The 14,257-nt window shown below is 64.5% G+C and carries 14 protein-coding genes; 2 read left to right on the top strand and 12 right to left on the bottom strand.

All coding sequences use genetic code 11. The annotated features are described in order from the left end of the window. Positions 1 to 14: 14 nt before the first annotated feature. The 5 genes from R2669_RS23765 to msuE all read right to left on the bottom strand — a co-directional run bounded on the left by R2669_RS23765 (position 15) and on the right by msuE (position 4,773). On the bottom strand, positions 15 to 1,094 hold the full coding sequence (locus R2669_RS23765) for a branched-chain amino acid ABC transporter permease (RefSeq protein ID WP_316902314.1): 1,080 nt from the start codon (positions 1,092 to 1,094) through the stop codon (positions 15 to 17). A gap of 3 nt (positions 1,095 to 1,097) precedes the next feature. After that, on the bottom strand, positions 1,098 to 1,979 hold the full coding sequence (locus R2669_RS23760) for a branched-chain amino acid ABC transporter permease (RefSeq protein WP_316902351.1): 882 nt from the start codon (positions 1,977 to 1,979) through the stop codon (positions 1,098 to 1,100). Between the two features lie 14 nt (positions 1,980 to 1,993). Beyond that, positions 1,994 to 2,908, bottom strand: a complete 915-nt coding sequence (locus R2669_RS23755; protein WP_316902313.1) for an ABC transporter ATP-binding protein — start codon at positions 2,906 to 2,908, stop codon at positions 1,994 to 1,996. An 85-nt stretch (positions 2,909 to 2,993) separates the two neighbouring features. Continuing rightward, positions 2,994 to 4,142: a dimethylsulfone monooxygenase SfnG gene (gene sfnG / locus R2669_RS23750; RefSeq protein ID WP_316902312.1), complete on the bottom strand. Its 1,149-nt coding sequence runs from the start codon at positions 4,140 to 4,142 to the stop codon at positions 2,994 to 2,996. 49 nt (positions 4,143 to 4,191) lie between these two features. After that, entirely contained in the window at positions 4,192 to 4,773 is a 582-nt protein-coding gene (msuE, locus tag R2669_RS23745; protein WP_316902311.1) for an FMN reductase, read from the bottom strand. Positions 4,774 to 5,041: 268 nt separating this feature from the next. Here msuE and R2669_RS23740 point away from each other — a divergent pair, with 268 nt between their 5' ends. Next, entirely contained in the window at positions 5,042 to 5,221 is a 180-nt protein-coding gene (locus R2669_RS23740; protein WP_316902310.1) for a hypothetical protein, read from the top strand. Positions 5,222 to 5,253: 32 nt separating this feature from the next. On the opposite strand, the gene R2669_RS23735 is transcribed toward R2669_RS23740, so the two are convergent. Then, positions 5,254 to 5,640: a winged helix-turn-helix transcriptional regulator gene (locus R2669_RS23735; protein WP_316902309.1), complete on the bottom strand. Its 387-nt coding sequence runs from the start codon at positions 5,638 to 5,640 to the stop codon at positions 5,254 to 5,256. A 148-nt stretch (positions 5,641 to 5,788) separates the two neighbouring features. On the opposite strand from R2669_RS23735, the gene R2669_RS23730 reads away from it, so the two are divergent. Continuing rightward, positions 5,789 to 6,796 carry a zinc-dependent alcohol dehydrogenase family protein gene (locus R2669_RS23730; protein WP_316902306.1) on the top strand — a complete coding sequence of 336 codons (1,008 nt, stop codon included), beginning with the start codon at positions 5,789 to 5,791 and terminating at the stop codon, positions 6,794 to 6,796. Positions 6,797 to 6,881: 85 nt separating this feature from the next. Here R2669_RS23730 and R2669_RS23725 read toward each other — a convergent pair whose 3' ends face one another. From R2669_RS23725 to R2669_RS23700, 6 genes are all read right to left on the bottom strand, one after another. Beyond that, positions 6,882 to 7,535, bottom strand: coding sequence for a GntR family transcriptional regulator (locus tag R2669_RS23725; protein WP_024541853.1), 654 nt, complete (start codon positions 7,533 to 7,535; stop codon positions 6,882 to 6,884). A gap of 227 nt (positions 7,536 to 7,762) precedes the next feature. After that, positions 7,763 to 8,971 (bottom strand): porin, encoded by a 1,209-nt coding sequence (locus R2669_RS23720; protein ID WP_316902305.1) that lies wholly within the window; start codon positions 8,969 to 8,971, stop codon positions 7,763 to 7,765. A 67-nt stretch (positions 8,972 to 9,038) separates the two neighbouring features. Next, a complete protein-coding gene (locus R2669_RS23715; RefSeq protein WP_316874397.1) occupies positions 9,039 to 10,391 on the bottom strand; it encodes a TRAP transporter large permease in 1,353 nt (450 codons plus the stop codon). A 6-nt stretch (positions 10,392 to 10,397) separates the two neighbouring features. After that, positions 10,398 to 10,886, bottom strand: coding sequence for a TRAP transporter small permease (locus R2669_RS23710; protein ID WP_316902304.1), 489 nt, complete (start codon positions 10,884 to 10,886; stop codon positions 10,398 to 10,400). A 135-nt stretch (positions 10,887 to 11,021) separates the two neighbouring features. Continuing rightward, the gene (locus R2669_RS23705) at positions 11,022 to 12,014 is read right to left on the bottom strand and encodes a TRAP transporter substrate-binding protein (RefSeq protein WP_147213931.1); all 993 of its coding nucleotides are present in this window, start codon (positions 12,012 to 12,014) and stop codon (positions 11,022 to 11,024) included. A 78-nt stretch (positions 12,015 to 12,092) separates the two neighbouring features. Next, the gene (locus R2669_RS23700; RefSeq protein ID WP_316902301.1) at positions 12,093 to 14,108 is read right to left on the bottom strand and encodes a glycoside hydrolase family 28 protein; all 2,016 of its coding nucleotides are present in this window, start codon (positions 14,106 to 14,108) and stop codon (positions 12,093 to 12,095) included. Between the last annotated feature and the right edge of the window lie 149 nt (positions 14,109 to 14,257).

The following is a 14,257-nucleotide window of genomic DNA, read 5'->3' as shown; positions in this document are numbered from 1 at the left end:
GACAGAGGGCGGAATCAGCGTCGGGAAGCGGGGCGCACGACATGACTTATCCGGCGCAGCACCCGCTGCCACAGGGCGGCAAGGCCCTGCGGCTCGGCAATCAGAAAGGCCACGATGAGCGCACCGATCACGATGCGCTGGCTGAGGTCCAGCACGCCGGAGTCGAACCGGCTGCCGAACACGAACGCGCCAAAGCGGGACAGCAGCAGCGGAAACACCACCACCAGCGCCGCGCCCAGGAACGCGCCCCGGATGGTCGCCAGGCCGCCGATGATGACGATGAACAGGATCTGGAACGATCGATCGAGATTGAAGCCCGCGGGCTCCACCGTGCGCAGATAGACGAAGCCCCACAGCACACCCGCCACGCCAATGACGAACGATGAGATGGCAAAGGCGAGCAGCTTGGTCCGCAGTACCGGCACGCCGGTGACGCGTGCCGCCATTTCGTTGTCGCGCACGGCAATGAAATGGTGGCCAGTGGGCGTTTGCACGAGTCGCCAGACGAGTGCCGTGAGGATCGCCACGACCGTGAGCGCGAACACGTAGCGCAGCGCTGGCGTGTCGAACGCGAAGCCCGCCACCACGATGGGCGGCGCGTCGATCACGCCCGATGCGTTGTTGTTGCTGAACCAGCCGTACTTGGTCAGTGCCCACTGCACGAAGAATTGCGCGGCGAGGGTCGATACGGCCAGGTAGAAGCCGCGCAGGCGCAGGCTCGGCAACCCGAAGGCGACGCCGATGGCGGTGGCGGCTAGCCCGGCCAGCACGATGCTGACAGGCAGCGGCAGACCGTCGACGCGCAGGTTGAAGTTGTACGCGGCGAACGCGCCCACTGCCATGAAGGCGGCCGAGCCCACCGACAATTGCCCCGCGTAGCCGGTCAACAGGTTCAGGCCCACCGCCGCAAGCGACAGCGCGAGGAACGGAATGAGGATGGCATCCAGCCAATAGTCCGATGCCACCAGCGGCACGACGACGTAGGCCAGCAGCAGCGTTGCCGCGGGCGTTGCCCACGCTGGCCAGGGCAGGTGCGTCCGCGCAGTGGAGGGGCGCGTGGTGTGCCCGGATGGGGCGTCCAATGCAGTCGACATGGCTCAGGCTCTCTCGACAGGGCGCAGGCCGAACAGCCCGCCCGGTTTGACCAGCAGGAAGGCCAGCGCGGCCACATAGGCGATCCAGCTCTCGATGCCGCCGCCGACAAATGGCCCCAGGTACACCTCGGCGAGCTTCTCCAGCGCGCCGATGATCAAGCCACCGACCACCGCGCCCAGGATCGAATCGAAGCCGCCCAGCACCAGCACCGGCAGCGCCTTGAGCACCACCAGCGACAGCGAGAACTGCACCCCCAGGCGCGCGCCCCACAGCAGCCCCGCCACGAGGGCGATGACGCCGGCTGTGGCCCAGACCGTTGCCCAGATGCGCGGTAGCCGCAAGCCCACGGCAATGGCGGCGAATGTGTCGTCCGCCACGGCACGAAACGCCAGCCCCACGCGTGTGTAGCGGAAGAACACCGACAGCGCCGTCACCATGACGGCTGCAGTGGCGGCGGCAAACAGGTCAAAGCTGGAGACGAGGATGCCGCCGATCTGCAGCGGCGCATCGGAAATGCCGAGGTTCAACTCGTGTACCTGCGTGCCCCACACCAGCTGCGCCACGCCCTCGATCACGTACGACAAGCCGAGCGTCGCCATGAACAGCGTGATGGGCGGCTGATTGACCAGCGGCCTCAGCACCGCGCGCTCGATCCCGAGCCCCAGCAGCAACATCAACGTGAAGGTGAGCAGCAACGCGAGCGGGAACGGCACGCCGCGCTCGAGCAGGCTGACAAATGTGAGCGCAGCAAACAGCAGCTGCGCGCCCTGCGCGAAATTGAGCACGCCCGAGGTCTTGTAGATCAGCACAAAGCCAATCGCCACCAGCGAATACATCACGCCGGACAGCAGGCCGCCCACCAACACCTCGGCAAAGAACGCCAGGTCGAAGTCGCCCATCATTGGGCCTCCGCCGCGCTTGGCGCGTCGTGTGCGACGCCGAGGTAAGCATCGATGACGGCCGGGTCGTCGCGCACGGCTTGCGGCGTGCCGTCGGCGATCTTGCGGCCGTAGTCGAGCACCGCCACGCGATCGGACAGGCCCAGCACGATGCCGATGTCGTGTTCGATCAGCACGATGGTGGTGCCCCACTGGTCGCGCGCCGCGCGGATCAGGTCGGCCATCTGAACCTTCTCCGTCACCGTCATGCCGGCGAGCGGCTCATCGAGCAGCAACAGGCGTGGCCGCGCGACCAGCGCACGCGCCAGTTCAACGCGCTTTTGCAGCCCATAGGAAAGCGTGCCCGCGAGCTGGTCCTGCACGTCGCCCAGGCCGACAAAGTGGATTACCTGTTCCGCACGCTCGCGCGCATCGGCCAGCTCGCGGCGCGCTCGGCCCAGCCCGATCAACTGCTCGACGAAGACGGAGCGGGTGTGCTGTACGCGGCCGAGCGCAATGTTGTCGCGCACGCTCAGGCCCTTGAACAACGCCAGGTTCTGGAACGTGCGCGCAATGCCAAGACCGGCCAATCGTGCCGGCGACACCTTGCGCATGGCGCGGCCATTGAGCCAGATGCCGCCGCGGTCCGGTTGGTACAGGCCGCTGATGATGTTGACCAGCGAGCTTTTGCCCGCACCGTTGGGACCGATGATGGCGCGGATCTCGCCCCGGGCCACCGTGAGCTCGACGCCCTTGAGCGCCTGAATGCCGCCGAACGACAGGTCGATGTCGGCCAGCCGCAACGCGGGTGCCGCGGCCGGCACGGCATGGGTGTCAACGCTGCGTGCAGGCGATGGCGCATCGGCGTTACGCGTGTCGGCGTAGCGTGCGAGCGGCGGTGGCGGGGCAGCAAGTTCAGCGGACGTGTGAGACATGGCGGTCTCCGCAAAGCGACAGGCAACAGAATTCCCCCGCGCCCACTCAACTGAGCGGGCGCGTGCGGGAAACGCGGGTATCAGGTCAGGCGGCGGACGGGGCGGCCTCGGCCTCGCGCGTGTCGGCGCTTGAGGCAGCGCTTGTGGCAGCGCGTTGGGCTTCCAGCTCGCGCACCAGCGGCAGCACCTTGCGACCGAAGTACTCGACTTCTTCGATGAAGTGCAGGAAGCCGGCCAGGATCAGGTCAACGCCGATCGACTTCAGGTGCACGATGCGCTCCGCAATCTGCTGCGGCGTGCCGATCAGGTTGGTGCGGAAACCGTCGTTGTATTGAACGAGATCTTCAAACGTGGATTTCGCCCAGTTGCCTTCACCTTCGGGCGATGCCTTGCCGGCTTGCTTCACCGCATCGCCAAAGGCATGCACGGCTTCCACGTGCGCATGCTTGATGATGTCGTCCAGCACCGCCTTGGCTTCTTCTTCGGTATCGCGCGCGATGATGAAGGCGTTCACCCCGATGCGGACCTTGTGGCCGTTCTCGCGGGCCTTCGCCTGGATATCGTCGATCTGCGCCTTGATGCCTTCCGGCGTATTGCCGTTGGTGAAGTACCAGTCCGATACGCTGGCCGCGTTGTCGCGTGCGGCACGCGAGCTGCCGCCCTGGAAGATCTCCGGGTGCGGCTTCTGCAGCGGCTTTGGGCTCAGCGTGTAGTCGTTGATGCGGTAGAAGTCGCCCTTGAAGGTGAACTTGTCCTGCGTCCAGATGCCCTTGAGCACACGGATGAATTCGTTGGAGCGGCGATAGCGCTCGTCGTGTTCGAGCCAAGGCTCCCCGAGTGCCTGGAACTCGCCCTTGAACCAGCCGCTGACGACGTTGATGGCGATGCGGCCGTTGGAGATGTGGTCGATCGTGGCCAACTGCTTGGCCACCACCGCCGGATGCCAGGGGCCCGGCAGGATGGCGGCCAGCACCTTCAGCTTGGTGGTGGCGTGCAGGATGGCCTGGCTGAACGACACTGATTCGTGCTGATGCTCGGCGCCGTAGCCGGCGGTAAAACGGATCTGGCTGAGCGCGTAGTCAAAGCCGGCTTTCTCTGCCGTCTGCGCCAGCTTCTGGTTGTATTCGAGGCTCCAATCGGTGCGCTGCGGGATGGTGCTGACGACCAGGCCGCCGCTGACGTTCGGCACCCAGTAGGCAAACTTGATAGTGGCGCTGGAAGAAGATTGGCTCATCGCGATGGTCCTTTGCTCAGTGCGGGATGGGAACGAACGAAGCGGCGCTTCAGGCGGCTTGCGCCACCCGAACGGTGCGAAGGTCTGCGGCCGACGCTGTGCTCAGCAGCGGCAACGCACGCGTGACGGTCAGGGCGATCCGGTCACGCAGGGCCTGACTGGTGATGTCGTAGCCGCTGAAATCCTGCTCCGATGCATACACGCCCAGCGGCAATGTGCGCGCCTGGAAGAAGCTGAAAAGCGGCCGCAGCTGGTGATCGATCACCAGCGCGTGACGGTCGCTGCCGCCCGTGGCTGCCAGCAGGACAGGCACGTCGATGAGCGCTTCGTGGTGGACCAGATCAAAAAGATGCTTGAACAGACCCGTGTATGAGCCGCGATACACGGGGCTCGCGACCACGAGCACATCGGCCGATTCAATGGCGGCAAGTTCCGCCTGAACCCGGCCCGGCAGCTGGTCTCGATACGACGTGCCACCAATGGCTGGCGCCAGCTCTTCGAGCGTGATCAGGTGGACATCGATGGGAAGAACCTCGGCGAGGGCGGCCAGCAGTTGCTCGACCAGAACGAGTGTCCGCGAGGGGCGCTGCACGCTGCCCGAGACGGCCACGACCTTGAACTTGCGACTCATTGTGAGTACCTCTGCGCTTGCGCGATCGACGGAACGATGTGAATGCATGAGCGCGGCCGGCCTTGAGCCATGTCCTGCGCCTGCAAATCATTCTGCGTCGCACCATGCGCAGCGGCATACGTAGAAATCGGAGCATCTATATTTCAATGCTCGCGTTTCACGCTAAGTCTCTGAGCTGTAAAGAGAATTGAATTCAGTCTTTGGCGTTGGCGCGGTGTTGCCAATCCGCAATCGCGCGATGTCATATCGAAAGACGAATTCCGGATGCGTGCACGCGCGCAATCTGCTGGAGGCTTGCTTCCAAAGCATCACGATCAACGTGCAGGTCGGTGTGATGGTCGACAGCGTCAACTGCGCGTATGGTGCCGCAGCCGATCAATGGCGCGGTCTATGGCGAGCGCCTCCTGTGTCGTACTGCGACGTGGCCGCGGCAACGCCGCGCTTTTGACGGGCTTCTTTTTTGGAGGCCCTTGTGTGACTTCAAGTCGCTATCGCTTCGCTACGCGCGCACTCCGGCGCTACGGCCGCCTCGCGAGACATCTCGTTCGTGCGATACGACTCGCCCCACTCGCGCAGGCTGATGAGCACCGGCGCCAGCGATTCGCCAAGCGGGGTGAGCGCATATTCGACCTTGGGCGGCACCTGCGGATAGACATGCCGCGCGATGACGCCGTCCGCCTCGAGTTCGCGCAATTGCAACGTCAGCATGCGCTGCGTCGCATTGGGAATCAGCCGCGTCAGTTCCATGAAGCGCTTCTTCCCGGGCAGTAGATGGAACAGGATCACGGGCTTCCAGACGCCGCCGATCACGGAAAGCGTGACTTCGACCGCACAGCCGCTTTTGCTGTCCAGACGTTTCAGACGCATGGTTTTATACCTACAAAATTGATAGTACCTGTGAAAATTGTACGTTCTTGCGAAGCAGGAGGTACGCCGTGACAATGCCTGCAATGCGGTATCGCTGCAAGTTTTGCAGCGCTGCCTTTGCAACCTTCTCACTGAGGACATCGTCTTTATGAAAGCCATTACCCTGCGCCAGCCCGCTGGCCTCGACAAACTTCACCTCGTCGATCTGCCCGACCCCGGCCAGCCGCGCGCCGGAGAAATCCGCGTGCGTGTGCATGCCAGCTCGCTCAACTTTCACGATCTGGGCGTGGTCAGTGGCCGCATGCCGAGTGCCGACGGCCGCATCCCCATGTCAGATGGAGCCGGGGTGGTGGAAGCAGTGGGCGAAGGCGTGGATGAGTTTGCCGTGGGCGATTCGGTCGTCTCGACGTTTTTTCCGACCTGGCTGGATGGCGGGCCGACCCTCGCCGATTTTGCGACCGTGCCCGGCGACGGCGTCGACGGCTATGCACGCGAATACGTCGTGCGCCCGGCGCATTGGTTCACGCATGCGCCGCGCGGTTACAGCCATGCCGAAGCGGCCACGCTGACGACGGCAGGCCTCACTGCATGGCGTGCGCTGGTGGTCGACGCGCGCTTGAAGGCCGGTGACACCGTGCTGGTGCTCGGCACGGGCGGCGTGTCGATCTTTGCGCTGCAATTTGCCAAGAGCATGGGCGCAACGGTGATCGCAACTTCATCCTCCGACGAGAAGCTGGCACGGGCCCAGGCGCTCGGCGCTGATTTCACGATCAACTATCGGCGCGATACCGACTGGGCGGCTAAGGTGCTCGAGTACACGAACGGCCGGGGCGTGGACAACGTGATCGAAGTGGGCGGCCCCGACACGCTCGGCCAATCCATTCAGGCGTGCCGCACGGGCGGGCATATCGCCCTGATCGGGGTGCTGACCGGCGTTGCCGGCCCGGTGCCGACGGTTGAGCTGATGCGACGGCATCAGACGCTGCAGGGTTTGATTGTCGGCAGCCGAAGCCACCAGCGCGACATGGTGCGCGCCATCGAGGCGACCGGCATCAAGCCGGTGATTGATCGGACGTTCGCGCTGGAAGACATTGCCGACGCGTTTGCGCATCAGGCGGCGGGCAAGCACTTCGGCAAGCTTTGCCTGTCGATTTGAGTTGCGCGGGCGGCGCGAAACACCCTCGGCTTGGGTGGGACGCCGCCCGAATCTGCCGGCCAATGCACCGGCGTGAAGGCGAGGGTTATACGGTGAAGTATTCGGGCCGCAGCCGGCGCGTGATTTCCAGCACCGGCAGCACGTGGTCCAGATGCTCGCGCATGGCGCGCACGGCGCGTTTCGGGTTGTTGGAAGCCAGGGCGTCGATCACCGCGCGGTGCTCGGCCAGCACCTCGGTCATGCGGCCCTCCAGGGGCAGCGTCAGCAGCCGGTAGCGGTCGATTTGCGTTTTGACTTCGAGGATGATCTGCCAGACGCCGGGGTAGCCCGACAGCTCGGCCAGCGTGGCGTGAAAGGCTTCATCGGTGCGGAAGAAGCCGCGCCGGTTGCTCTCGCGCACGCATTGGGCTTGCCGCTCCAGCACGACGTTGAGCTTGTGGATGCCTTCGGGCGTCATGCGCTCGGCAGCCTTCTCGATGATGGCGACCTCCAGCGCGCCGCGCACGAGCATGGCTTCTTCCAGCGTATTGAGCGGAATGCGCGACACGAACGTCCCGACGCGGGCCTGGACGTCGATCAGTCCTTCCTCGGCCAACCGCTGGACCGCCTCGTGAACGGGGGTGCGGCTGGTGCCGAATTCTTCTGCGAGATCCTTCTCGACGATGCGCGTTCCGGGCAGCAGTTCCATCTCGACAATCCGCTCACGCAGGCTCAGGTACACGCGTCGAGAGGCGGTCATGGTGGCCTCGTCCTCACGCGACGAGGGGAAAGGGCGCGAAGTCATACAGCTCGCAACGAGTTCGGGGGGAAGTGGAAGGGATCGCAACGGCGCAGCCTGAGGTTTCGATGCGGTCAGAGACCAAGGGCGGCGCGGGCACCATGATAGCGGCAAACTCCGCGCGCTTGAACAGAGGTGAACCCGGGCACGGCGTCCGAAGTGGATGCTGTGCCCGGCGCTCAAACCGGTCAGAACCGGTGAATCATGCCGACAGCCACGGTCAGCTGCGACCCGGTTGCCGAGGGTGCGCCGTTCTGGCCGTCGCCGATGGACGCCGTGGCATCGATGATGCTGCCCGTGGGCGAGATCGTCTTGCCCTTGGCCTTCTGGTACGCCTCCAGCAAGTACAGGCCCGTGCGCTTCGAAAAGCTGTAGTACTGCGACAGGTTGAACTGGTGATACGTCGCCGCATCGGCAATGCCGTTGGCCTTGGTGGCGCGCGTGTACGAATAGCCGGCTGCCAAGTCAAGCGTCGGGGTGGCTTTGTAGTGCAGCACGGCGCCGCCGGTATTGAAGATCGCCTCGCTGGCGAACTTGGAGTTCAGGCCTGGGATGTACTGCACATTGGAGTACGACACCGACACGTCCCATGCCGGCGAGAACGTGTACGAACCCAGCACCGCAAAGCGCTGCTGTGCGGCCGCCAGCTGGTAGCCGGCGTTGATGGCGGACACGGCCGGCTGGCTGCCGTTGTTGGATAGCGCCGAGTTCGCGCCCCAGGCGCCTCCGCCCACCGTGGAGTTGTTCACGCGCATGAAGCCGGCCCCCACGCCGACCGGCCCGTTGGCATAGCGCGCGGCAAAGCTCCAGGTGGACCCATTGCCCGCGCTGCCCGGTGTTTCGCCCATGCCGTACGAGCCGCTGAACGTCACGCCGCCCAGCGTGGGCGACATGTACACCACGGAGTTGTTGACGCGGTAGTTGGTGTCGAGCGAATCGATATCGCCGGGGTGCGCGCCGTAGAAGCCGGTCAGCCAGTTGATCGGGCTGTACGGGGCGAGGATCGAGAAATACGCCGTGTACTGACGGCCCAGCGTGACGGTGCCCAGGTCGCGGTTGGCAATGCCGACGAACGCCTGGCGATTGAACATCAGCCCCGAGACCGATTGCGAGCCCGTGTCGCCGTTAAAGCCTTCTTCGAGCACGAACTGCGCGCTGTTGCCGCCGCCCAGGTCTTCGTTGCCCTTGAAGCCGAAGCGGCTGCCCGACCAGATGCCGCTGTTCTGCTTCACGACCGAATGGCCGTTCGAGGTGGAGCCGACCGAGGTCTGGTTGCTCTGATACCCGACCGACACGTCGATGTTGCCGTACAGCGTGACGCTGCTCTGCGCGTACGCCGATTCGGCGATGCCTCCTGTGAGTGCAATCGCTGCCGCGATGGCTACCTGGCTCTTCATGATGACTCCTTCCTTGATGTCGCAGCCGTGGCCGCATGTTGGTTATTCGTGGGGATTGCGTTTGTGCTCAGAACACCGGATGCCCGTTGATCACGCTCGGCAGCCAGGTCGAGAAGAACGGCACGTAGGTCACCACGTTGATGGCGGTGAAGATGGCGAGGTAGTAGGGCCAGGCGATCTTGGTGGTCTCACCGATGGAGACCTCCCCGATGGCGCAGCCGACAAACTGCACCGAGCCGATGGGCGGATGCACGAGGCCGAGCGAACAGTTCAGCAGCAGCATGATCCCGAACTGCACCGGGCCGACGCCGCAGTGCATGGCCATCGGCAGGAACAGCGGCGTGGTGATCAGGATGTGCGCCGCCATGTCGACGAACGTACCCAGGAAGACCTGCAGGATGTTGATGTAGAGCAGCATCAGCCAGGGTGCGGCGCTGGTCTGCGTGAGCATCTGCTCGATGGCGTCCGGGATCTCCAGGTAGGCCATCTGGAAGCGCAGCATGTTCGACACGGCAATCAGCAGCAGCACCACGCCCGTGGTCTTGGCGGCGTGGGCGAGCGCGCGGCGGAACTTGCTCCACGTCATGGAGCGATAGACGAGCACCGTCAGGCACAGCGAATACGCGACGGCGATGGCGGCGGCTTCGGTGGCCGTGGCAATGCCCATGGCCACGCATACCAGGATCAGCGCGATCACCATCAGGCCCGGTACCGCGCCCACAAAGGCGCGTGCCACGGCAAACCAGCCGGGGAAGGCCGGCAGCTCGGTCGAGCCGTCGGCGCGGCGCGGGAAGCCGTAGCGCTTGGCTTGCCAGTAGGCGGCGATCAGCACGAAGCCCATGACCCACAGCACGGGCAGCAGCCCCGAGAACAGCAGGTCGCCAATCGACACGCCGCTCACCTGCTGACCGTTGAGCGAACCCACGATGCCCTGCGCCGCAAAGGCGTAGATGATCATGTTGGTTGAGGTCGGCATGAGCGCCCCGGCCAGCGAGGCATGCGTGGTCACGTTCACGGCGTAGGCCGCGCTGTAACCTTCGCGCTTCATCAGCGGGATCACCACGCCGCCCATGGCCGACGTGTCGGCGGTGGGCGAACCCGACACGCCGCCGAACAGCGTGCAGGCCACCACGTTGGCCATGCCGAGGCCACCGCGGAAGTGCCCCACGAGGGATTGCGCGAAGCGCAGGATGCGGTCTGCGATGCCGCCGTGCAGCATCAGCTCGCCCGACAGAATGAAGAACGGCACGGCCAGGAACGAGAACGCGTTCATGCCCGAGATCATCGACTGCATGGCGGTGGCCGCCGGCAGACCTTCGTGCAGATACGTCAGCACGCATGACAGGCCGAGCGCGAACGAAACCGGTACGCCCAGCAGAAGAAACGCCAGAAAACTGACGGAGAGAATGGCGAGATCCATGGTGACTTAACTTGCGTCTTGCGCGAACAGCCCGATCAGGCGTTCGAGAGCGAATAGGGCGATGGCGACACTGGCCACGATCGGAATCCAGTAGCGGACGGCTTCAGGCAGGCCGAGGATGGGAATGCGATCACCGAACGTGGTTTCGGCCATGTCGAAGCAGCCGATGAAGATCACCACGGCAAAGGCGATCAGACACAGCTTCTGCAGCACGTGCGCGGCGCGCTTGCCACCAGCAGGCAGGCGCTCCACAAAGGAATCCAGGCCGATATGGCCGCCTTCGCGCACCTTGAGCGCGGCCCCGAACATGGCAATGGCCACCACCATGAGCAGGGCGATGGGCTCAACAAAATCCGGCGCGTTGTTGAAGACGTAGCGCATGACCACGCCGTAGAAGACGAGTACGGTCAGCGTGGCCAGGCATGACGCCGCCACAAGCGTGAGCACAAGCGCAAACGCATCGTTGATGCGTTTGAGTAAAGACATCGATTGCATGCTGAACCTGGAGGGGGAGCGCGGTATCGGAGGCGGGCAGGCGTGGCCGGTGTACCAACGGCGCACATCGGCAGCCTGCCCGGCGCGGGGCCCGCGGGAAAGACGCCGGCCCTGCGCTTGAGCGGTGAGGCAGGCTTACTTGGTGGCGACGATCGCGTTGACGATGTCCTTCATCTGCGGCGTGGTTTCGTACTTCGTCCAGAGCGGCTGCATGGCCTTGACGAAGGCGGCGCGGTCGACCTGCGACGCCGGCACGATGGTGGCGTTGCCCTTGGTCACGGTGGCCGTGGCGGCCTGCTCGCGCGCGGTCCAGAGCTTCACGTAGTACGGCACCGAATCTGCAGCGGCCTTGCGAATGGCGGCTTGCTCCTGCGGCGTGAGCGTGTCCCAGATCTTCTTGGAGAACACCAGCACTTCCGGCGTCATCGCATGCTGCGTTTCGGAGTAGATCTGCGCGACTTCAAAGTGCTTGGTTTCCTCATACGACGGGATGTTGTTTTCCGCCGCATCCACCAGGCCCGTCTTCAGGCCGGTGTAGACCTCGCTGAAGGGCATCGGCGTGGGCGTGCCGCCCATGGCCTTGATCTCATCCACCATCAGGTCCGACGGCTGCACGCGGATTTTCACGCCCTTCATGTCGGCCGGCGTGTGGATCGCCTTCTTGGCGTAGATCGACCGCGCGCCGCTCTCATAGAACGTCAGCGCGACGAAACCCTTGGCAGCAAACGCATCGAGAATCTTCTGGCCGACCGGGCCGTACATCACCTTGCGGAAGTGCTCGATATCGCGGAACAGGAAGGGCAGCGAGGGGATGACCGATTCCGGGACGATCTCGTTGAAGGCCGCGCCGTTGGCACGCACCATGTCGATCGCGCCGATGCGCACCTGGTCGATGGTGTCTTTCTCCGAGCCCAGCGCGCTGTTGCCGAACACCTTGACGGAGTCCTTGCCGTCGGTGGCCTTTTTGATTTCCTCTCCCATGAACTTGACGGCCATGTTGGTCGGATAGGTGTCGCCGTGCACGTCGGCCACACGGAAGGTGCGTGCTTGCGCGGCGCCGCTTGCGAAGGCGGCCAGCAGTGCGGCGAACAGCAGGGACGAACGGGCGATTGCGATAGGGCGTTTCATGATGGATGGTGGGCACCAGGGTCGGAATAAAAAGGCGCCGGCCGGTGGATCCAGCCGAGCGCGAAGGAGGCGGGTTGCTCAGCGAGCGTCGGTCACGGTGGTGTTGAAGGTCTGTCCACCGATCACGACGTTCTGCAGCGTGATGTCGTGCACGTTGTAGGCGTAGATCGGTCCCGGCGTGGTGGCGCTTGCCGGGCCCGCCGCCGTGGGCGTGCCGAAGTTGCAGTTCGAGATCGTGACGCCGGTGATGGGCGGAACGGTGGGCACAGGCAGCGGGCCGTTGTAGTCGAACGCCACGGGGCCCTGCGCAACGATGGCCTGGAAACACGAGCCCGTGAGGCCGCCCGTGGTGACGTTGCCCGCAGTCACGTTGGAGATGTTCACGTTCTGTACCAGGGCCGGCCGCGTGCGGATGGCATCTGCAGCAGGCTGGTAATCGCAGTCGAACGTGATCAGGCCGCCTTGCGACGCCGAGGGGTTTGCCGCAGCCGCCGTCACCACGCCCAGCGGCACCGTGCTGTTGATCGGGCTGCCAGCCAGCATCTTGCTGCCATAGCCGGCGCCGGTGAGGTTCACGCCGTTGGGCAGGCTGACGTTGGTCACATAGAAGTTCTTCACGAACCCGCCACGGTTCATGTTCGTCTTGATGCGGATGGCGATGTTCAGCGAGTTCGTTGCCCAGAACTGGTTCAGCATCGCCAGGTTGCGTGCATAGATGTTCTGCACGCCGCCACCCATTTCGCTGCCCAGCGTGATGCCGCCGTGGCCGCTGTTCATCGTGCAGTTCTGGATGACGTGGTCTTGCGCCGGGCCGTAGCCGGTGTCGAGGTTCTTGCCCGACTTGATGGCGATGCAGTCGTCGCCCGTGTTGAACGTGACGTTTTCGCACAGCACGTTGCTGCAGGCATCGGGGTCGAAGCCGTCGTTGTTGGGGCCGATGCTGTCGACCGTTACGCCACGGATGGCCACGTTCGTACAGTGCACCGGATGGTGCTGCCAGAACGGCGTGTTGATCGTGCGGTAGTTCTCCATCAGCACGTTGGTGCAGCCGATGAACTCCACCATGCTGGGGCGCAGGTAGTGCCCAAGCCCGAAGATGCGCTTCTCCACCGGGACGCCGGCTTCGGACAGTGCGGGCAGGTAGTTCTGGTCTTGCTGCCAGGGCGTCGCCGGATTGGTCAGCAGCGTGTACAGCGCGCTCGGAATGCCCGGCACTGCGGTCTGCAAGTCGACGTTGTTCGGGTTGCTGTAAGCCTGCGACGGCGTGCTCGAGCTGGCACAGCCATAGGCGCCGTTGGTGCCCTTGAAGGTCCACCAGCACGTGCTGGTGTTGCCCGTGCCGGCAAACGGCGTCATGGCCTGGCCGTTGAGCACCGAGGTCGTCCCCTCGCCCGTCAGCGCGATGTTGCTGGCGTTGCGTGCGTAGATGGGCGAGCCGTAATTCAGGCAGTCGTCGGCTTGCCAGCGGCTGTAGTACAGCTTGCCGTTGGCACCGCAATCGATCGGGCCATCCTTGGCGTAATCCGCCGGATTGGCGCTGAAGTAGATCGTGCAGTTGGCGCTCAGGTGAAAGTTGACGTTGCTCTGCAGCACGATCGGCCCCGCGCAGTACCACGTGCCCGAAGGCACGACCACGCGCCCGCCCCCGGCTGCGTTGCATGCCGCAATGGCGGCCAGGAAGGCGGGGCGCGAGTCGAATGCACCTGCTGCTTGCGTTGCGCCGGCGCCGGAACTCACGGGGGACTTGGTCGGATCGGTGTACGGGCTTGTTTGTGCGACCACGCTGCAGGGCTGCGCGCCAAACGCCTCAACCTGGAAATCGACTGCCGGGAAGGCACTCTGCGCCACGCCCTTCAGCGACGAGATGATGTTGGTGGCCAGGCCGTTAGCACCCCAGATCGGGTCTGCCTGCACGGGCGCCGTGGGCGTGGTGGCAACTGGTGCAGCCGCGTCGTCGGAACCGCCGCCGCAGGCGCTCACCAGCGCCCCGCCGACCACGGCCCCGCCATAGCTCAGAAAGGCACGTCTCGACGGGTTGTGCGGGGCGCGGGCATCAGATGCCTGCCGCCGCCGGTTGCGGAAGGGCGCTGTCATTGGGTCTCCTCGTTTTGGTTTTGTTTGACGTGCCGACCCGGCAGGAGGCTGCGGAAGCCCAGCACGTCTTTTGATATATCAGAATTTATGGATTGATATATTAGAGGTCAAGGGCGGGTTTTCCCGGTCCCTACCAGCGGGGGACGGAG

This window comes from Ralstonia edaphi (assembly GCF_958350185.1).
Lineage (GTDB): Bacteria > Pseudomonadota > Gammaproteobacteria > Burkholderiales > Burkholderiaceae > Ralstonia > Ralstonia edaphi.
Note: the sequence above shows the minus strand (reverse complement) of the source record. Positions and strands in the feature narration are given on the sequence as shown.